The sequence below is a fragment of the Phaeobacter sp. 11ANDIMAR09 genome (genome assembly GCF_001294455.1).
In the GTDB taxonomy this organism is placed as follows: Bacteria; Pseudomonadota; Alphaproteobacteria; order Rhodobacterales; family Rhodobacteraceae; genus Pseudophaeobacter.
In genome coordinates this window covers 119,583-139,571 of record NZ_LIKT01000009.1, presented here as the reverse complement: position 1 = coordinate 139,571, position 19,989 = coordinate 119,583, and the positions used below count along the sequence as shown (strand labels likewise).

Here is a 19,989-nt window from a genome sequence, read left to right as displayed (position 1 = left end):
GACATGCGCGATGCCAGTCAAAAACCGAATTGCTGATCTGCACGAAGAAGTGGCCGGCTGGCGCCGCGATATCCACGAAAACCCCGAAATCCTCTACGAGACCCACCGCACCTCGGCGCTGGTAGCAGAAAAACTGACGAGCTTTGGCTGCGATGAAGTGGTGACGGGCCTGGGCCGCACCGGTGTGGTTGGGATCATTCGGGGTCGCAGTGATACGCAGGGGCGCGCCATTGGCCTGCGCGCCGATATGGACGCGCTTCCGATGCAGGAACAGACCGGGCTGCCGCATGCCTCCAAAACCGATGGGGCGATGCATGCCTGTGGCCATGACGGCCATACGGCCATGCTGCTGGGCGCCGCCAAATACCTGTCGGAGACGCGGAACTTTGATGGCACCGCGGTGGTGATCTTTCAGCCCGCCGAGGAGGGCGGCAATGGCGCCGAGGCAATGTGCAAGGACGGGCTGATGGAACGTTTTGGCATTGATGAGGTCTATGCCATTCACAATTACCCGGGGCTGGAACTGGGCAAGTTTGCCGTGCGCCCCGGTCCGATTCTGGCCTCGGTGGATGAGTTCACCCTGATCTTGCAGGGCCGTGGCGGCCATGCGGCCAAACCGCAGGAAACCGTCGATACCACGGTGATGATGTCCCATATCATCTGTGCCCTGCAAAGCGTGATCTCCCGCAATGTCGACCCAGTTCAGCAGGCGGTTCTGTCGGTGACCTCGGCAGAGACCTCCTCCAAGGCTTTCAACGTCATTCCGGATCGGGCTGAAGTGCGTGGCACTGTGCGGACCCATTCGCCTGAGGCGCGTGCCCTGATCCCAGAGCGGATCAAGGCCATTGCCGAAGGAATTGCCCAAACTTTTGGCGGTTCGGTAGATCTGTCCTTCCATCTGGGTGTCCCGGTCACGATCAATGACGATACGGCGGCGGATTTTGCGCAGCTGGCCGCCGAGACCGTCTCTGGTGCGGGGGCCTGTGAGATGGCAGATGTCTCCATGGGCGGAGAGGATTTCTCTTTCATGCTGCAAGAGCGCCCCGGAGCCATGATCCAATTGGGCAATGGGCCTTCGGCAGGGCTGCACCATCCCGAATATGACTTCAACGACGAGGCAATCCCAACCGGGATCAGCTGGTTTGCTGAAATGATCGAACAGCGGATGCCCGTGGCCTGATCCAGATCGGGCTCCACAGATTATCATTCAATACAACCCGGGGAAATCACCGGGACATCTATACCAAGGAGAGTTTCCATGCCGGTCAAGAACCGCTTTGCCGAATTGCAAAAAGAGATCACCGAATGGCGTCGTGATATTCACGAAAACCCTGAAATCTTGTTTGAAACCCACCGCACCTCGGCCTTGGTGGCCGAAAAGCTAAAGGCTTTTGGCTGCGACGAGATCGTCACCGGCATTGGCCGAACGGGTGTTGTCGGCGTGATCAAGGGCAAGAGAGACACTGCAGGGAAGGTGATTGGCCTGCGTGCCGATATGGATGCCTTGCCGATCCACGAACAGACCGGGTTGGACTATGCCTCCAAGACCGCAAATGCCATGCATGCCTGCGGCCATGATGGCCATACCGCCATGCTGCTGGGGGCGGCCAAATACCTGTCTGAGACCCGCAACTTTGACGGCACCGTTGTGGTGATCTTCCAGCCTGCCGAAGAAGGCGGCGGCGGCGGCAAGGAAATGTGCGACGATGGCATGATGGAGCGTTGGAACATCCAGGAAGTCTACGGCATGCACAACTGGCCGGGCCAACCTATTGGCAGCTTTGCGATCCGCTCTGGCGCTTTCTTTGCGGCAACCGATACCTTTGACATCACCTTCGAAGGCCGTGGTGGTCACGCGGCCAAACCACATGAAACCATCGACACCACTGTGATGACCGCCCAGGCGGTGTTGGCGCTGCAGACCATTGCCTCGCGCAATGCGGACCCGATTGATCGCGTCGTGGTCTCGGTGACATCGTTTGAGACCTCCTCCAAGGCCTTCAATGTGATCCCGCAGCGGGTGCAAATCAAAGGCACCGTGCGCACCATGTCCAAAGAGATGCGCGACCTGGCCGAGACCCGGATCAAAGAGATCTGCGCCGGTGTGGCCGCGACCTATGGCGGTGCGGCGGATGTGACCTATAACCGGGGCTATCCGGTCATGGTGAACCACGACGAGCAGACCGAATTCGCCGCCAAAGTTGCCAGCGATATTTCGGGCAAGTGCGACGAAGCACCTTTGGTCATGGGGGGCGAGGATTTTGCCTATTTGCTCGAAGAGCGCCCCGGGGCCTATATTCTGGTGGGCAATGGCGATAGCGCCGATGTGCATCACCCTGAGTACAATTTCAACGACGAGGCCATTCCTGCGGGATGCAGCTGGTGGGCTGGCATTGTTGAGCAGCGTATGCCCGCCGCCTAACGGGCCGATGCGTCATTCCCACATTGAAAAAGCCCGGCTATTGCCGGGCTTTTTTGTTTGCGCTTCTTGTGGGGCTTTTGCGTTGCTGTCCTGCCGGCAGGGACGGGGTTAGCCACCGGCCCACAGCTCCTGATAGACGGCCTCGATTGCCTGTGCCTCGCGGGCGGCGCTGAAGCTGTGTATAGCCACTTCGCGTGCCTGGGCGCACATAGCCTGGTAGAGATCCGGATCCCGCAATAGGGCAAGCGCTGCCTCTGCCCCCTGCGCCGGGGCGTCCTGCGGGACAACCCGTCCCGCTGTGCCCTGCGCGGAAAAGGCCCGATAATAGCCAGCCTCAGAGCCAACAAAGGGCACTGCGCTGGCCATACCCTCAAGGGGCACCATGCCGTAGCCCTCGTAGCGGGGCAATTGCATAACCAGCGACAGGGCCTGCATGATCCGAGGCAGATCAGCGGCAGGGATTTCGCCGGGAAAGAGGATGCGATCTGTCAGTCCTGCGGCCCTGATCTTGTCCTGCAAGCCTCTCAGAAAACCCTGATGCTCGCGCGCAGCGCGGCCCAGAACCAGCGCCTTTGCACCGGGAAGCTGCGGCAGCAGTTGCAGCATGGCTTCGACAAACAGATCGGTGCCTTTTTCGGGGCGAATACGGCCAATGGTGGCGATCCCCATCTCGCCGCCATATCCCAGCGCCTGCCAGGCGGCGCGGCGGTCCGGCGCCGGGGTGAAATTGTCGGTATCGACCCCATGGGGCGCAACGGCGCGCACATGAGGGACAAAGCTTGCGGCCTCATCGCTGGTGGCAACAATGGCATCCATGCGCGCAATCAGCCAGCGGGGAAAGGCGGAGTGGCGGCGTATAGCAGCCGAGGTGAAGACAATACGGATGGGCAGGCGCAGCACATCCCGTGCCCAGATTGCGGCGCGCATTTCAGTATTGCGGCGCACATGCCAGATGGCAAAGGGGTATTTTTCGGGAGGCGTTACCGACATCTGCCGCGCCTGTTTGACACTGATCGGGGCGGGGCAGCCGGGCAGGGGGCGCCCCACCAAAGCCAGATCATGCAGAGCAACCTGTTGACGCAGCACATTTGCCGCCGTGGAAGAGACCCCGGTGAAGTTCTTATTGAAATTGGTGACAAAGAGTTCGGTCATATGGCTTGCTTCAGGTTGAGGCTCTGGATCAGCCGCTCGACCACTGTGTCGAGCTGGCCGGATTGTACATCGATAAAGGTGCGGGCAGAGGTGCGCGCGGTTTGCAACCGCTCCGGCTGGGTCAGCCACAGATCCACCGCCTGGGCCAGATCCGTGGCATTGCTCACTTCGGTAGCGCCGCCAGCTTTGATCATCGGCGGGAAGGTCTCGATGAAGTTGCTGTAGCCCGGCCCGGTCAGCACCGCTGCGCCGGCCTGAGCGACCTCAAAGGGATTGTGGCCGCCAATCGGCAAGAGGGAGCCGCCGAGGAAAACAATCGGAGACAGGGCATACCAGCTGCCCAGCTCGCCCAGGGTATCGGCCAGATAGACCTGGGTATTGGCTGTCAGCGCCGTTCCTGCGCTGCGTTTGACTGAGCTCAGCCCTGCTTTCGCAATCTCTTGGGCGATTTCATCGGCACGCTCTGGGTGGCGTGGGGCCAGCAGCAGGCAAAGGTCGGGATGGTCACGCAGCAGAGCCCTATGGGCCGCCAGCACGATTTCCTCTTCGCCATTATGTGTCGAGCTGGCAATCCATAGGGGGCGACCGGCAAGACCACGCTTCATCTCCGCCACCAAATCGTCGTTCTGTGGCAAGGCGGCTGCCCCAGCCTTAAGATTGCCACTTGGAAAAACCCGCTCCGGGTTTGCGCCGAGCGCGCATAGATCCCGGGCCACGGTTTTGTTTTGGGTCAACAGCAGGTCAAATAGCCCGAGAACAAACCGTGCGGTTGGCAGTTTCTTGCGCCAGCCTGCCACCGATTTGGCCGAGAGCCGGGCATTGACCAGCGCCAGCCGGGTGCCGCGGGCCTTGGCTGCCGACAGGGTCACGGGCCAGAGCTCGCTTTCAACAAAGATCCCGGCGTCGGGGCGCCAATGGGACAGAAACCGGGTTACCGCCCTCTGCGAATCCAGCGGCGCAAATTGGTGCTGGGCGCAGTCTGGCAGCCGCTTTGCAGCCATTTCGGCGGAGGTGGCGGTGCCGGAGGTGAGCAAGAACCGCGCCTCGGGTAGGCACCTGTGCAGCCGCTTGATCAGGGTAATGGCCGCCAGGCTTTCCCCGACGGAGGCGCCATGAAACCAGATCAGCGCGGCCCCTGCGTCAAGATCCGGGCGTGGCTGGCTGGCATGGCCCAGTCTTTCGCGCTGGCGTGTCGTGCTAACCCCCTGGTCGGCAAGTTTTGCAGAAACCCTGCGATAGGCAAGCGGAGCCAGGAGCGCCGTCAGGGCGCGATAGCTGTGAAACAGCAGCGTCGGAGGTGCTGTTTTTTGGGGCTTGGTCATGGTGTTTCGCTTAACCGCCGGTGTGGCTCATGTGGCGTGACATGGTGCCCCCCACCTCTTGCCGGGAATAGTCGAAATCATGGCCCTTGGGCTTGTCACCAATGGCGGCACGGATGGCCTGCTCCAGCACCTCAGGATCGCCCTGACTGGCGCGCAAAGGTGCCCGCAGATCCGCCGAGCCTTCCTGCCCAAGGCAGGTGTAGATTTCGCCGGTGCAGGTGATACGCACGCGATTGCAGCTTTCGCAGAAATTATGGCTGAGCGGAGTGATGAAGCCGATCTTTTGGCCGGTCTCTTCCAGCCGCACGTAGCGCGCGGGGCCGCCGGAACGCTCGGCCAGATCGCTGACAGTGTAGTGTTTTTCATACTCTGCCCGCACCTCTTTGAGCGACCAGAACTGGCCGATGCGCTTTTCATCGCCCATGTCTTCGCCCATCGGCATCACTTCAATCCAGGTAAGGTCCAGATCGCGCGTGGCGCACCATTGGGTGATTTTCGGGAGTTCTTCCTCGTTAAACCCTTTGAGCGCCACTGCGTTTATCTTGACCCGCAGGCCGGCCTTTTGTGCCGCATCAATGCCGCGCAGCACCTGGGGCAGGCGGCCCCAGCGGGTGACATCCGCAAATTTTTGTTCATCCAGAGTGTCGAGCGAGATATTCACCCGGCGCACCCCGGCGGCATAGAGCGCTTCGGCGTATTTCTCCAACTGCGATCCATTGGTGGTCAAGGTCAGTTCCTTGAGCGCGCCGCTGTCCAGATGGCGGGTCATGCTTGCAAAGAAGGTCATAATCCCACGCCGTACCAGGGGCTCACCGCCAGTGATGCGCAGTTTCTGCACCCCCAACTTGATAAAGCTGGAACACAGCTGGTCCAGCTCTTCGAGTGTGAGCAGCTCTTTCTTAGGCAGAAAGGTCATGTTTTCCGACATGCAGTAAACGCATCGGAAATCACACCGGTCGGTGACCGATACGCGCAGATAGGTGATGGCGCGGGCGAAGGGATCAATCAGTGGAGCAGTCATGGTGTCATAGCTAAGGCGCACACTCGCTCAGGGCAAGGAGAGACTGCGTTTTGGTGCTGGCAATAGGTCCGCGCCAAGGCTAGGCTTGCCGCATGAAACAGATGATTTTTGCCCTTGTGCCTGCAGTGTTTTTAAGTGGCTGCAATACCTTGCAGTGGAACTCCGATATTCTGGGAGGGGGAGGTGCCGCGCCGGTTCAGGCACCACAAAGTGATCCCGGGGCGCCGCTCTCGGCCATTCCGGAACTGGAAACCGCGCAAGAGGGGGCAATGGTGCAGGACCCTGCCGCTGTCAGCTCCAGCGCCTTGGGCGCTGGTACAGGGAGTGGGGGCGCTCTGCCCGGATTTCAGGGGCGGGCACAAACGGTGGCCTCCCTGGGTGATCCGGTGATCCCGGGGCTATGGATGGAGACCTCTTTGGTCACAACCGAGCAAATTGCCCGGCTGCGCAGTGCAAATGGTAAGGTCATCACCGTGACGCTGAAACCTGCGCCGGGTGACGGGTCCGCTGGACGCTTGTCGATCAGCGCCATGCGCGCCCTTGGCGCGCCGCTGACCGAACTGGTTGAGGTCGAGGTGCTGCCCGCAGGCTGAACTCAGGAGTCTGGGGCTGCGTTTTCACCGGCGTCGGATGTTTCCACCTCTGGGTCTTGCGCGGTTTCTTGTGCCACAGATGCGAGGGTCGGGTACTCGATCGGCTCTTTAAGATACTTCGCGGCTTCTTTGCGGGCAAAGGGCTTCATCCCGGCGCCATGTTGCACCAAAAAGTCGCGGCTGGCTGTGGCGTCATGTTTGCTGAGATCGCGGACCCACCAGGCGATGGCCTTTTGCAGGAACCAGGTGCGATCCGGTACATAAGAGGCAGCCCAGCTCAGGATTTGGTCACGGCGGGCTTGGTCTTCTGGTTTGAGGTTGTTGAGCTTGGCCCAGGGCAACGTGGCCACCAAAGCAGCGCGCCGGGTCCACATGTGATCAGAGGTGGTCCAGACGGCAACCTCATCCAGGCGGGCGGGATTTGCCACCAGGCGCTTTTGCATCGCCATACAGGCGTGATCAGCAATGGCCCAGCTGTCAAAATCTGGCAACCAGCTTTGCAGCAGCGCCCAGACCGCCGAGTCATCCTGAATCCGCGCCTGGGTGAGCAGCTTGCCCGCAGCAATGCGGGCCTCAAAGACATCTGTTTTCCACAGCTCATCCGCTAGGGTGACGCGCTCCTCCACAGTCAGCGCCTGACGCCAGCCCTTGGTGATGTCATTGATTGCTGTATTGGGGATGCCCAGGACGATGCGCTTTTGTTTGTGATAGCTCACCATCTGTTCCGCGCGGCCGGGCTCAAAAGCCGCGTTCAACTCATTCAGGGCATCTTCAAGGGTCATCAGGTCACTCCACCGTAACGGATTTGGCTAGATTGCGCGGCTGATCCACATCGGTGCCTTTGGCCACCGCGGTGTGATAGGCCAGCATCTGGGCTGGCAGCGCATAAAGGATGGGCGTCAGGCTATCGTGCACCTGTGGCATCTGGATGGTTTCCCAGGTACCGTCGCCGCCCTCCTTAAGGCCAGCCTCATCCGAGATCAACAGCACCTTGCCCTTGCGTGCCATGACCTCCTGCATATTGGAGACAGATTTATCAAAAAGCGCGTCCCGTGGGGCCATGACCACCACCGGCATTTGTTTGTCGATCAGCGCGATGGGCCCGTGCTTCAGCTCGCCCGAGGCATAGGCTTCGGCGTGGATATAGCTGATTTCCTTGAGCTTGAGCGCGCCTTCCAGCGCCAACGGGAACATCAGCCCACGGCCCAGGAACAAGATATCGCGGGCTTCGCTCAGCTTTTGAGCCGCCTGACGGATCTTGTCGTTTTGCTCCAACCCGGCAGCCAGAACGTTGGGCAGTCCCCGCAGCGCGGAGATATGCGCCTGCAGATCCTCTGCAGAGATTTCTCCGCGGTCGGTTGCCGCCTTGAGCGCTAGCATCAGCAAAACGCTGAGCTGGCAGGTGAAAGCCTTGGTCGAGGCCACGCCAATTTCAACGCCTGCATGAATGGGCAGCGCCAGATCGCTTTCCCGCGCAATCGAGCTTTCAGGGACATTGACCACCGACAGGATCTTATCCGCCTTGCCCTCACAGTAGCGCAGCGCCGCCAGGGTATCGGCTGTTTCGCCGGACTGAGAGACAAACAGCGCAGCGGTTTTGCCCGGGATAGGTGGTTCGCGGTAGCGGAATTCCGAGGCGATATCGACCTCGACGGGGATGCGGGCGATCTGCTCGAACCAGTATTTGGCAGTAAGGCAAGCATAAAAGGCGGTGCCGCAGGCAACCAGGGTCAGCCGCTCGATCTGAGAGAAATCAATGCTGTCGTCCGGCAGATGCACCTTATCTTCGCCCACGGGCAGATAGTGGCGGATGGCCTCGGCAATCACGGTGGGCTGTTCGGCGATCTCTTTTGCCATATAATGTTTGTGGCCAGCCTTATCGACCTGCGAGACGTCGATCTGGATGGTTTTCATCGCCCGATTGGCCAGGACGCCCTGGGCGTCGCGAATTTCGACACTGGTGCGGGTCAGGTAGACGCGGTCGCCTTCTTCCAGATAGGTGACGCGATCGGTGAGCGGCGCCAGGGCAATGGCATCGCTGCCAATGAACATTTCGCCGTCGCCGTGCCCCACAGCTAGCGGCGAGCCCTTGCGGGCGGCGATCATCAGGTCTTCTTCGCCGTCAAACAAAAACGCGAGGGCAAAAGCCCCTTCGAGCTGATCCAGCGTCTTGTTGGCCGCCTCGACAGGCGACAGCCCCTCTTGCAGATAGCGCTGGGTCAGCAGGGCAATGGTTTCGGTATCGGTTTCGGTCTGAAACTCGATGCCGCAGTCTGCCAGCTCGGCCCGCAGGTCGCGGTAGTTTTCGATAATGCCATTGTGCACAACAGCCACGGCACCGGCGCGATGCGGATGGGCATTGCCAACCGAAGGCGCGCCATGGGTGGCCCAGCGGGTATGGCCGATGCCAGACTTGCCGGGCAGGGGCTCATGCACCAGAAGGTCGTTCAAATGAACCAGCTTGCCCAGAGCACGCCGCCGGTCCAGGGTGCCATTGTTCACGGTGGCAATACCGGCGCTGTCATAGCCGCGATACTCCAGCCGTTTCAGGGCTTCGACCAGGATCGGAGCTGCTTCGTGGTTGCCAAGGACGCCTACGATACCACACATTATTCGGATCCTTTTTTCAGGCGGGCCTTTTTGGCGCGCAGCATGTCCATGAGTTTTTCTGCGTAGCCTGCTTTGTTTTCCTGCCTGGTGCGGGAGATGGCCAGGTCGCCATGGTCGACATCCTTGGTCACGACGGTGCCGGAGGCGGTCATGGTTTCATGGCCCAGGGTTACAGGCGCCACCAGCAGGGTGTTGGAGCCGATAAAGGCGCGGGCGCCAATCTTGGTGCGGTGTTTCATTACCCCGTCATAGTTGCAGGTAATTGTGCCTGCCCCAATGTTGGTCTCTTTGCCAATAGAGGCATCGCCGATATAGCTCAGATGGTTGACCTTGGCGCCCTCGGCGATTTCAGCGTTTTTGATTTCGACAAAATTGCCGATATGGGTGTTTTCGGCTAGCTCAGCGCCTGGGCGTAGACGCGCGTAGGGCCCGATCTTGGCGCCACGGCTGACGTGGCAGCCTTCCAGATGTGAAAAGGCGCGGATCAAAGCGCCGCTTTCAACCGTGACACCGGGGCCAAAAACCACATTTGGTTCAATCACCGTGTCGCGGCCAATGACGGTGTCAAAGGCGAGATAGACTGTTTCGGGGGCCATTAGTGTGACACCCAATTCCAGCAGTTCAGCCCGGGCTTTGTCCTGGAAAACCGCATCCGCAGTGGCCAAATCGGCGCGGGAATTCACGCCCAGGGTTTCGCTTTCATCGCAGGCAATTGCTGTGACGCTACGACCGGTTGCACGGGCGAGTTCTACCAGATCGGTGAGGTAATACTCGCCAGAGGCATTTTCATTGCCAATCTTGGCCAAGAGATCAAACATCAGCGCAGCATCACAGGCCATTAGGCCCGAGTTGCAAAAATCAATGGCGCGCTCGGTGTCAGAAGCGTCCTTGAATTCGACAATGCGTTCCAGGCTGTCGCCCTGCATCACCAGACGTCCATAGCGTGCCGGGTCTGCGGCGTGAAAGCCCAGCACCACCAGATCGGCAGAGGCGCGTGCAGCGACCATACGTTCCAGCGTTTCGGCGCTGACAAAAGGGGTGTCGCCATAAAGCACCACAACGTCACCAGTGAACCCTCTCAGGGCCTCGCGGGCCTGATCCACCGCATGGGCCGTGCCCAGCTGTTCTTCCTGCAGGACAACTTCGGCACTCTCGTCGATTTCGGCGACGGCTTCGCGTACAGCATCTGCTTCGTGACCGGCCACCACAATCACCCGCTCGGGGTCCAGCGCGCGACCTGCAATGAGGGCGTGCTCGAGCATCGCCCCCTGGGCGATGGGGTGCAGAACCTTGGGGATGTCAGAGTTCATTCGGGTGCCTTTGCCTGCGGCAAGGACGACAAGGGCAGTGCTCATTATCAGTTTTCTCTTTGACTTTTACCGCCCCCGTTCTATCCGCTAACAGCAAGGGTGCAAGCCAATCTGCCATCAAAACAGGTTGCGGCTTGCAATAAAGGGCAGCGAAAAGACGCCGAGCGGGGGCAATATGCGAACAGTTATCTTTGATCTGGATGGAACACTGGCGGATACATCGGGCGATCTATTGGCTGCGGCCAATGCCTGTTTTCGTCAAATGGGGCTGGGCGACATCCTGACTCAGCCGGAGGATGCGGCAACAGCTCTGCGCGGTGGTAAGATGATGCTGGCCGCCGGAATGAAACGGGCCGGAGTCTATGAGGCTCAAAAGGTGGACGCCTATTACCCGGTGCTGCTGGAGGCCTACCGCGATGCGATTGACCATCACAGCTTTCTCTACCCTGGCGCAATGGAGGCAATCGAGGCGCTAAAAGTGGCGGGTTACGGTGTTGGCATTTGTACCAACAAGCCCGAGGCGCTGGCCGAGCAATTGATGCGATCCTTGGGGGTGCGGGATGCCTTTGCCTCGCTGGTGGGGGCGGATACGCTGCCAGTGCGTAAACCCGACCCCGAACCGCTGTTTGAGGCGGCGCGCCGGGCTGGAGGAGATCCTAACAAAACGATTTTGATTGGCGACAGTGACACGGATCGCAACACCTCTGCCAATGCTGGGGTGCCCTCGGTGCTGGTGACCTTTGGCCCTGCCGGTGGCGATATGGCAGCGCTCAAACCCGAGGCGCTGCTGGACCGTTACGAGGACCTGCCCGGCGTAGTTGCTCGCCTGATCGGGTGACCGGGTGCAGCCGTTCTGGTGCTCATGCACAGGTTCTTCCCTCTTGACCCCTGCGGGGCGGCGGCTCACAAACAGGTCATGAGCGAGAATTTCACTGGCAGCTTCACCCAACAAGAAGCACTCCCGGAGGTGGCCATCGAGGCCGCTATGAATGTCATGCGTCACGGGCGCCTGCACCGTTACAATGTTGTTGAGGGCGAGCTGGGCGAGGCGGCCCTTCTGGAGCAGGAGTTTGCGGCCCAGGTTGGGGCAAAGTACTGCCTGGCGGTGGCCTCGGGAGGCTATGCCTTGGCGACGGCCCTGCGGGCGGTGGGTGTTCAGTATGGCGACAAGGTGCTGACCAATGCCTTTACCCTGGCCCCTGTTCCGGGGTCGATTGCCGCTGTTGGGGCAGAGCCGGTTTTTGTCGATGTCAGTGAGGATCTGGTCATTGATCTGGAAGACCTGGCGGCCAAGGCGGATCAGGCCTCGGTGCTGATGCTGAGCCACATGCGGGGCCATCTGTGTGACATGGAGCGCCTGATGCAGATCTGCGACGACGCAGGCATCACCGTGATTGAGGATTGTGCCCATACCATGGGGGCCGCCTGGAAAGGGGTCCCTTCGGGGCGTCAGGGCGCTATCGGTTGCTATTCCTGTCAGACCTATAAACATGTGAACTCCGGCGAAGGGGGGCTGCTGGTCACCGATGACGAAGAGGTCGCAGCGCGTGCTATCATGCTGTCGGGCTCATACATGCTCTATGAGCGTCATCTGGCTGCGCCGGGCCCTGAGGTTTTTGAGCGGGTGAAATATGAAACCCCCAATATCTCTGGCCGTATGGACAATCTGCGCGCCGCAATCCTGCGTCCGCAGCTGCGTGAGTTGGATACCCAAGTGGCGCGTTGGAACGAGCGCTATCAGAAACTTGAAGCCGGGCTGCGTGATTTGCCGGGCCTGACGCTTGTGGAGCGCCCGGAGGAGGAAACCTATGTCGGATCTTCCATTCAGTTCCTGCTGTTGGACTGGAGCGCGGAAGCCGTGGCGGAGGTGATCGCTCGTTGCGCCAAACGCGGGGTTGAGCTCAAGTGGTTTGGCGGCGCCGAGCCCAAGGGCTTTACCTCTCGATATGACAGTTGGCGCTATGCCGAAGCGCAGAGCCTGCCCTCAAGCGACCGCATTCTGGCAGGGATCGTTGATATGCGGGTGCCGCTGACCTTTAGTCTTGAAGACTGCGCGCTGATCGCCCGCATCATCCGCGCCGAAGTCTCTGGCGTCTTTCAGGCCGGTTAGAGCCATCTGATCCAACAATGATTGCAATGGGCCTCCCGTTTCCGGGGGGCCTTTTTTGTGGTGCGGCACATAGCGCAGGACCCAGCGATCGCTTGCCTGCGTCAAGGCGCGTGTCTTTGCCACAGGCAGGCGAAGGCAAAGACCGCAGGGCTGGGGATTGACCCGAATCGAGGTTTGCGGCTAGTAAATGAACAAGTGTTCAGATAACCTGACAGACAGCTTGATAGAGGGAGCGACCAATGTTCAATGCAAGCATGCAATTCGATCTTGGGGATGAGGTAAATGCACTGCGTGACATGGTGCATCGCTGGGCGCAGGATCGCGTAAAGCCGATGGCGCAGGGGATCGACCAGAAGAACGAATTCCCACCAGAGCTGTGGACGGAGATGGGAGAGCTTGGTCTGCTGGGCATCACCGTGCCAGAAGAGTTCGGCGGCGCAGGCATGTCCTATCTGGCCCATACCGTCGCGGTTGAGGAGGTGGCGCGGGCCTCGGCCTCGGTCTCGCTGTCCTACGGCGCGCATTCCAACCTCTGCGTCAACCAAATCAAGCTGAACGCCACGGATGAGCAGAAAAAGAAATACCTGCCTGGGTTGGTCTCTGGCCAGCATGTGGGCGCGCTGGCCATGTCAGAAGCAGGCGCCGGTTCCGATGTTGTGTCGATGTCGCTTCGGGCGGAAAAGCGCAATGATCACTACCGCCTGAATGGCAATAAATACTGGATCACCAACGGCCCAGATGCCGACACGCTGGTGGTCTATGCCAAGACGGACCCGGATGCCGGCTCCAAGGGCATCACCGCCTTCATCATCGAGAAAGACTTCAAAGGCTTCTCAACCTCGCCGCATTTCGACAAGCTGGGTATGCGCGGCTCCAACACCGCCGAGCTGATTTTTGAAGACTGCGAAGTGCCGTTTGAGAATGTGCTGGGCGAAGAGGGCCGGGGCGTCAAGGTGCTGATGTCGGGTCTTGATTATGAGCGCGTGGTTCTGGCGGGTATCGGTACGGGGATCATGGCCGCCTGTATGGACGAAATGATGCCCTATCTGAAAGAGCGCAAGCAATTCGGCCAGCCCATCGGAAACTTCCAGCTGATGCAGGCCAAGATCGCCGATATGTACACCGCGATGAACTCGGCCCGCGCCTATATCTACGAGGTGGCCAAGGCCTGCGACAAGGGCACTGTGACCCGCCAGGACGCGGCCGCTTGCTGTCTTTATGCCTCGGAGCAGGCCATGGTGCAGGCGCATCAGGCGGTTCAGGCGCTGGGCGGTGCGGGTTATCTGTCTGACAACCCCGTGGGCCGGATTTTCCGGGATGCCAAGCTGATGGAAATCGGTGCGGGCACTTCGGAAATCCGCCGGATGCTGATCGGCCGCGAGTTGATGGGCACCATGTAGGCCAAAGAAAACCCCCACCTGTCCGAGGGAGGCCAAGTGGGGGTTTTTAGAGCGGGGTGGTAGGCCCCATGAGGCCCACCAAGAGATGTTAGATCAAAGGATCAGAACCTGTGAACGTAGCTGACACCAATGGTGACCGGATCGATTTCCGCTGTGCCGATGGAGGCACCACCGAGATAGGCATCGGAATCGATGTCCATGTAGCGCACGTTCAGACGCAGAGCACCTTTGTCGGAGACCTGCCAGTCGGCACCGGCCTGCAGTGCAAAACCCCAGCTGTCTTTCAGCTCCAGTACACCCAGCGCAGTCTCTTCTTCAAAGAAAGTGGTGTAATTGATGCCTGCACCAACGAAGGGCTTGATTTTGCCTTTGGTGGGGAAGTGGTAGTTGATCGACAGGGTGGGCGGCAATTGCTTGGCGGTGGCAGAGCCAACACCGGCAATGTTGATGTCATGCTCAAAGGGGGTCGCGGCCAGCAGTTCGATACCGATGTTGTCGCGAATGAAGTATTCGACAGTCAAAGAGATCTGAGTGTCGTCGGTCAATGTGGTCGCACCACCAGCCAGAGTGCCGTTGTCGGACTTAGGGTTGACGTTGATGACACCAACGCCAAAGGTCCAGTCGCCCTGCGACTGAGCAAAGGCTGGAACGGCCAGAACGGTACAGGCAGTTGCCAGGGCCAGGATGGAAGCGGAACGTTTCATGGGGGGATTCCCTTTTCTTGTATTTGCCCGCTCTATCTGCGCCCAAAATCGCCAGGGCTCACTGATCTGGATCAAAAGAGCGTGAGCTTGCCACTTGGAATGTCAGGAAAAATCAGCATAGCAGCTATGCAATTTGGGAATAGTTTCGATGACTGAAGTAGTTCAAACCCCCGGCCTGACACCCCAGAGTGAATGGTGCCTCCCGGCTCAGATCAATTTGGCGCAACAGGCCATGGCCCATGCTGCAGACAAGCTGGCGATCATTGATCTCACAGGGGGGGAGCGGCGCGACATCACCCATGGAGAGCTGGCGACGATGGTTGATGGGCTGGCGCGCTATCTGATGACCCGCATCAAAGCGGGGGATCGGGTCGGCGTTTTGCTGAGCCAATCGCCCTGGTGCGCCGCGGCGCATCTGGCCCTCTGGAAACTGGGCGCCATTTCCGTGCCGTTGTTTAAGCTGTTCAAACGCGATGCCCTGGCCTCGCGGGCTGGCGATGCTGGTGTCTCTTTTGTATTGACCGACCCCGAAGGCGTCGACCTCTTGGGGGATCTGGCCGAAGCCGTGCTGGTGGACCAGGTCTCCCGCGAAGGTGCCTCGATTGCCTTTGCCGAGACCTCTGCTGAAACACCAGCGGTTTTGATCTATACCTCTGGCACGACCGGCAGCCCCAAGGGCGCCCTGCACGGCCATCGCGTGCTGACGGGGCATTTGCCCGGAGTGGCGATCAGCCACGACCACCTAGGCCAGCCTGGGGATTGCCTCTGGACCCCAGCGGATTGGGCCTGGATTGGCGGGCTGTTTGACGTGCTTATGCCGGGGCTGGCGCTGGGTGTGCCAGTTGTGGCGGCGCGGCTGGATAAGTTCACTCCCGAGGCCTGCGCCGATCTGGTCAGGCGCGGCGATGTGCGCAATGTCTTCTTTCCACCCACAGCCCTGCGCATGTTGAAAGCGGCGGGGCAGGGGCTCGACGGTCTGCGCTCGGTTGCCTCTGGCGGAGAGCCCCTGGGCGCAGAGATGCTCGCTTGGGGCCAGTCGAGCTTTGGCGTGACCATCAACGAGTTCTACGGCCAGACCGAATGCAATATGGTGGCTTCCTCCTGCGGCGTTGACTATGCGCCCAGCCCCGGTTGCATTGGCAAGCCGGTTCCGGGCCATCAACTGGCCGTTCTCGACAGCGATGGTCATCCCACCACAGGCGAGGGCGATGTTGGGGTGCGCCGCGGCTCAGCCTCAATGATGCTGAAATACTGGAACCGCCCGGAAGAGACCGCCGCCAAGTTCTGCGGCGACTGGTTGATCACCGGCGACCGCGGTATCTGGGAAGGGGACTTCCTGCGCTTTGTCGGTCGTGAGGATGACGTCATTACCTCGGCTGGCTACCGCATAGGCCCTGCCGAGATCGAAGACTGCCTGATGACCCACCCGGCCGTGGCCACCGTTGGCGTTGTCGGCAAGCCAGATCCGCTGCGCACCGAAATCGTCAAGGCCTATGTGGTGCTTAAACCGGAGGCTATGGCGACAGAGCGGGATTTGCAGATCTATGTCAAAGACCGGCTGGCCCAATACTCATATCCCCGAGAGATCGCCTTTGTTGAAAGCCTGCCCATGACCGTAACCGGTAAAGTCATCCGCAAAGAGCTTAAAGCGCGCGCCGCGCAGGAAAGCGCAGAACCGAAACAGGAGTCATCATCATGAAACTCAAATCCAAGGCGATGCCTTCCTCTGAGGGCTTTAAGGCCAATTTAAACGCGCATCTTGAAGCCTTAGAGCAGATCGACGAGGTTGCCGAGGCCGCGCGTCTGGGCGGTGGTGAAAAGTCCCGTGCCCGCCACGAGAGCCGTGGCAAGATGTTGCCGCGCCGCCGTGTGGCGAACCTTCTTGACCCCGGCTCGCCCTTCCTCGAAATCGGCGCCACCGCCGCCCACAACATGTATGGCAATGCCGCCCCCGCCGCAGGGGTGATCGCCGGTATCGGCCGGGTGCATGGCCAAGAGGTCATGGTGGTCTGCAACGATGCCACCGTAAAGGGCGGCACCTATTTCCCGATGACGGTGAAAAAACACCTGCGCGCCCAGGAGATTGCCGAGGAAAACCACCTCCCCTGCATCTACCTGGTCGACTCTGGCGGCGCCAACCTGCCGCAACAGGACGAGGTCTTCCCGGATCGCGACCACTTTGGCCGGATCTTCTATAACCAGGCCCGCATGTCCTCCAAAGGCATTCCGCAGATCGCTGTGGTTATGGGGTCCTGCACCGCCGGTGGTGCCTATGTGCCCGCCATGTCCGATGTGACCATCATTGTAAAGGAACAGGGCACCATCTTCCTGGCCGGTCCGCCCCTGGTCAAGGCCGCCACCGGTGAGGTGGTTTCGGCCGAGGATCTGGGCGGCGGCGATGTGCACACGCGCCTCTCTGGTGTGGCTGATTACCTGGCCGAAGATGACGCCCATGCGCTTGCTTTGGCCCGTCGCGCGGTGCAATCGCTCAACATCACCAAGCCACAAACGGTAAACTGGGCCTCTCCCGAAGAACCCGCCTATGACCCCGAGGAAATCCTCGGCGTGGTGCCCGGCGATCTGCGCACCCCCTATGACATCCGCGAAGTCATCGCCCGCCTGGTGGATGGCTCGCGCTTTGACGAGTTCAAACCGCGCTACGGTGAAACCTTGGTGACGGGCTTTGCCCATGTCAAAGGCTGCCCTGTGGGGATTATCGCTAACAACGGTGTGCTGTTTTCCGAAGCGGCGCAAAAGGGCGCGCATTTTGTCGAGCTCTGCTCGCAGCGCAAAATCCCACTGGTTTTCCTACAAAACATCACGGGCTTCATGGTGGGACGTAAATATGAAAACGAAGGCATCGCCCGCCACGGCGCCAAGATGGTGACCGCGGTGGCCTCCACCAATGTGCCCAAGATCACCATGCTGGTGGGCGGGTCCTTTGGCGCGGGCAACTACGGCATGGCCGGGCGCGCCTATCAGCCGCGCTTCCTCTGGACCTGGCCCAACTCGCGGATTTCCGTAATGGGCGGCGAACAGGCCGCCGGGGTTCTGGCCACGGTGAAACGCGACGCAATCGAGCGCCAGGGCGGCAGCTGGTCCACGGATGAAGAGGCGCAGTTCAAACAGCCCACAATTGATATGTTCGAAGAGCAAAGCCATCCGCTCTACGCCTCAGCACGTCTGTGGGATGATGGCATCATTGACCCGCGCAAAAGCCGCGATGTTCTGGCCCTGTCACTGAGCGCAGCCCTGAATGCAGAAATCGATGAAACCCGCTTTGGTGTCTTCCGGATGTAATCCGGGCTCTATCATCTTTCCCAAAATATTCCGGGGGTCCGGGGGCAGCGCCCCCGGTCCGACGTTCCAAACAAAGGACACAACCCCATGTTTGATAAAATCCTGATTGCCAACCGTGGTGAAATCGCCTGTCGCGTCATGGAAACTGCCAGGGCGCTGGGCGTCAAAACCGTAGCCGTCTATTCGGATGCGGACCGCGCCGCGAAACATGTAGCTATGGCGGATGAGGCCTGCCACATCGGCCATGGTCCGGCGCCGGCCGACAGCTATCTCCTGGGCGATGAGATCATCGCCATGGCCAAGGCTACGGGCGCCAAGGCGATCCACCCGGGCTACGGTTTTTTGTCGGAGAATCCCGACTTTGTTGACGCGGTTGAGGCCGCGGGTCTGACCTTTATCGGTCCTTCTGCGGATGCCATCCGCAAAATGGGCCTCAAAGATGCCGCCAAGGTGTTGATGGAAGAGGCCGGTGTGCCAGTTGTGCCTGGTTACCACGGCGCCAATCAGGACGCGGAGTTCCTGAAAGGCGAGGCCGACAAGATCGGCTATCCCGTGTTGATCAAGGCCGTTGCCGGCGGCGGCGGCAAGGGAATGCGCCTGGTCGAAGCCGCTGCGGAGTTTACCGTTGCCCTGGCCAGCGCGCAGGGCGAGGCGACAACCTCCTTTGGCAATCCCGATGTGCTGATCGAGAAATACATCCAACAACCGCGCCATATTGAAATCCAGGTCTTTGGCGATGGCACTCATGCGGTGCATCTGTTTGAGCGCGACTGCTCGCTGCAGCGCCGCCACCAAAAGGTGATCGAAGAAGCGCCCGCACCGGGCATGACCGATGAGATGCGCGCAGCCATGGGCGAGGCAGGCGTGCGCGCCGCTGAGGCCATCGGTTACAAAGGTGCCGGTACGGTGGAATTCATCGTTGATGGCAGCAATGGCCTGCGCGCCGATGGCTTCTGGTTCATGGAAATGAACACCCGTCTGCAGGTGGAGCATCCGGTGTCGGAGCTGATCACCGGTGTTGATCTGGTGGAATGGCAGCTGCGCGTGGCCGCAGGGGAGGCGCTGCCGAAACGGCAGGCCGAGCTGTCGATCACGGGCCATGCCTTTGAAGCGCGCCTGTATGCCGAGGATGTGCCCAAGGGCTTTTTGCCTGCTACCGGGACACTGACCCATCTGAAATTCCCCGAAAACTGCCGCGCCGACAGCGGTGTGCGGGCAGGCGATACCATCAGCCCCTGGTATGATCCGATGATCTCCAAGGTGATCGTGCATGGGCCAACGCGGGAAATCGCTCTGTCACGCCTATCGCAGGCGCTGGCGCAAACCGAGGTTGGTGGCACTGTCACGAACCTTGCCTTTCTCGGCGCGCTGGCGGCTCATAAAGGCTTTGCTGCGGGGGATGTGGACACGGGGCTGATCGCACGGGGTCTTGACGAGTTGATGCAGGCGCCAGCGGTCACGTTCGAGCACAGGGCGGCTGCTGGCATGCAGGCGCTCGGCCTTATCGACCTTGATTGGGATGCCGGCTTTACGCTTTGGTCCGACCTGCGCCGTTCGGTTCATCTCAGCCACCAGGGCGAGGTCTTTGAGGCCGTGGTCGAGGTGGGCGGGCCGAATGATCAAATCTGGGAATTTCCGGGGCATCCTGAGGATCAGATCTGTGCCCGCCGGATCGCCGGCTCCTGGGGTCTGAGTGGCGATCGCTTGCCGCCCCTGGCGCAGTCGGGGAATACCATCACCGTCTTTGATGGGTATGGACATGTCTTTGAAGTGGTCGATCCGCTGGACCGCGATGCCTCAGCCGGGGGCGATCTCAACCTGATCGAGGCGCCAATGCCGGGTCTGGTGAAAGCCGTTTTTGCCAAAGCCGGTGATGCGGTGAAAGAGGGGGACCGCCTGGCCATTTTGGAAGCCATGAAGATGGAGCACTCCTTGCTGGCGGCTCGGGATGGCGTTGTTGCCGAGGTTCTGGCCGCAGGCGGCGACCAGGTTGAGGCAGGGGCTGCACTGGTGCGCCTGGAAGAGGACTGAGGCGTGGGCTGCTG

The 19,989-nt window shown here is 60.3% G+C and carries 16 protein-coding genes; 9 read left to right on the top strand and 7 right to left on the bottom strand.

What is annotated here, in order from left to right:
- Window positions 1–10 precede the first annotated feature (10 nt).
- Both AN476_RS10170 and AN476_RS10165 read left to right on the top strand, forming a co-directional pair.
- On the top strand, window positions 11–1,180 hold the full coding sequence (locus AN476_RS10170) for a M20 aminoacylase family protein (RefSeq protein ID WP_054461363.1): 1,170 nt from the start codon (window positions 11–13) through the stop codon (window positions 1,178–1,180).
- Between the two features lie 78 nt (window positions 1,181–1,258).
- The gene (locus AN476_RS10165) at window positions 1,259–2,422 is read left to right on the top strand and encodes a M20 aminoacylase family protein (RefSeq protein ID WP_054461360.1); all 1,164 of its coding nucleotides are present in this window, start codon (window positions 1,259–1,261) and stop codon (window positions 2,420–2,422) included.
- 108 nt (window positions 2,423–2,530) lie between these two features.
- Here AN476_RS10165 and AN476_RS10160 read toward each other — a convergent pair whose 3' ends face one another.
- The 3 genes from AN476_RS10160 to moaA are packed head-to-tail and all read right to left on the bottom strand — an operon-like array spanning window position 2,531 to window position 5,917.
- On the bottom strand, window positions 2,531–3,574 hold the full coding sequence (locus AN476_RS10160; RefSeq protein ID WP_054461358.1) for a glycosyltransferase family 4 protein: 1,044 nt from the start codon (window positions 3,572–3,574) through the stop codon (window positions 2,531–2,533).
- Window positions 3,571–4,896 carry a 3-deoxy-D-manno-octulosonic acid transferase gene (locus AN476_RS10155; protein WP_054461356.1) on the bottom strand — a complete coding sequence of 442 codons (1,326 nt, stop codon included), beginning with the start codon at window positions 4,894–4,896 and terminating at the stop codon, window positions 3,571–3,573. Before AN476_RS10155 ends, AN476_RS10160 begins: the two co-directional genes overlap by 4 nt.
- A 10-nt stretch (window positions 4,897–4,906) precedes the next feature.
- Entirely contained in the window at window positions 4,907–5,917 is a 1,011-nt protein-coding gene (gene moaA, locus AN476_RS10150) for a GTP 3',8-cyclase MoaA (RefSeq protein WP_054461354.1), read from the bottom strand.
- A gap of 92 nt (window positions 5,918–6,009) precedes the next feature.
- On the opposite strand from moaA, the gene AN476_RS10145 reads away from it, so the two are divergent.
- Window positions 6,010–6,510, top strand: a complete 501-nt coding sequence (locus AN476_RS10145; protein WP_054461352.1) for a lipoprotein — start codon at window positions 6,010–6,012, stop codon at window positions 6,508–6,510.
- 2 nt (window positions 6,511–6,512) lie between these two features.
- Here the strand turns inward: AN476_RS10145 and AN476_RS10140 are convergent, their stop codons facing one another.
- From AN476_RS10140 to glmU, 3 genes are read right to left on the bottom strand one after another with little or no spacing between them, the layout of a single operon-like run.
- Window positions 6,513–7,292: a DNA alkylation repair protein gene (locus AN476_RS10140; RefSeq protein WP_054461349.1), complete on the bottom strand. Its 780-nt coding sequence runs from the start codon at window positions 7,290–7,292 to the stop codon at window positions 6,513–6,515.
- Window positions 7,293–7,296: 4 nt separating this feature from the next.
- Window positions 7,297–9,120 carry a glutamine--fructose-6-phosphate transaminase (isomerizing) gene (glmS, locus tag AN476_RS10135; RefSeq protein ID WP_054461347.1) on the bottom strand — a complete coding sequence of 608 codons (1,824 nt, stop codon included), beginning with the start codon at window positions 9,118–9,120 and terminating at the stop codon, window positions 7,297–7,299.
- Window positions 9,120–10,475 (bottom strand): bifunctional UDP-N-acetylglucosamine diphosphorylase/glucosamine-1-phosphate N-acetyltransferase GlmU, encoded by a 1,356-nt coding sequence (gene glmU, locus AN476_RS10130; RefSeq protein WP_054461345.1) that lies wholly within the window; start codon window positions 10,473–10,475, stop codon window positions 9,120–9,122. The genes glmS and glmU overlap by 1 nt, the downstream gene beginning before the upstream one ends.
- A gap of 130 nt (window positions 10,476–10,605) precedes the next feature.
- On the opposite strand from glmU, the gene AN476_RS10125 reads away from it, so the two are divergent.
- The 3 genes from AN476_RS10125 (at window position 10,606) to AN476_RS10115 (ending at window position 13,940) form a co-directional block, all read left to right on the top strand.
- Entirely contained in the window at window positions 10,606–11,268 is a 663-nt protein-coding gene (locus AN476_RS10125) for an HAD-IA family hydrolase (RefSeq protein ID WP_054461464.1), read from the top strand.
- A 78-nt stretch (window positions 11,269–11,346) separates the two neighbouring features.
- The gene (locus AN476_RS10120) at window positions 11,347–12,540 is read left to right on the top strand and encodes a DegT/DnrJ/EryC1/StrS aminotransferase family protein (RefSeq protein WP_054461343.1); all 1,194 of its coding nucleotides are present in this window, start codon (window positions 11,347–11,349) and stop codon (window positions 12,538–12,540) included.
- A gap of 239 nt (window positions 12,541–12,779) precedes the next feature.
- Entirely contained in the window at window positions 12,780–13,940 is a 1,161-nt protein-coding gene (locus tag AN476_RS10115; protein WP_054461341.1) for an isovaleryl-CoA dehydrogenase, read from the top strand.
- 101 nt (window positions 13,941–14,041) lie between these two features.
- Here AN476_RS10115 and AN476_RS10110 read toward each other — a convergent pair whose 3' ends face one another.
- Window positions 14,042–14,644 (bottom strand): OmpW family protein, encoded by a 603-nt coding sequence (locus AN476_RS10110; protein WP_054461339.1) that lies wholly within the window; start codon window positions 14,642–14,644, stop codon window positions 14,042–14,044.
- 148 nt (window positions 14,645–14,792) lie between these two features.
- On the opposite strand from AN476_RS10110, the gene AN476_RS10105 reads away from it, so the two are divergent.
- From AN476_RS10105 to AN476_RS10095, 3 genes are all read left to right on the top strand, one after another.
- Complete coding sequence (locus AN476_RS10105; protein WP_054461337.1) at window positions 14,793–16,343, top strand: AMP-binding protein; 1,551 nt, start codon at window positions 14,793–14,795, stop codon at window positions 16,341–16,343.
- A complete protein-coding gene (locus AN476_RS10100) occupies window positions 16,340–17,944 on the top strand; it encodes a carboxyl transferase domain-containing protein (RefSeq protein WP_054461335.1) in 1,605 nt (534 codons plus the stop codon). Before AN476_RS10105 ends, AN476_RS10100 begins: the two co-directional genes overlap by 4 nt.
- Before the next feature lie 87 nt (window positions 17,945–18,031).
- Window positions 18,032–19,975 (top strand): acetyl/propionyl/methylcrotonyl-CoA carboxylase subunit alpha, encoded by a 1,944-nt coding sequence (locus tag AN476_RS10095; protein ID WP_054461334.1) that lies wholly within the window; start codon window positions 18,032–18,034, stop codon window positions 19,973–19,975.
- Window positions 19,976–19,989: the final 14 nt, after the last annotated feature.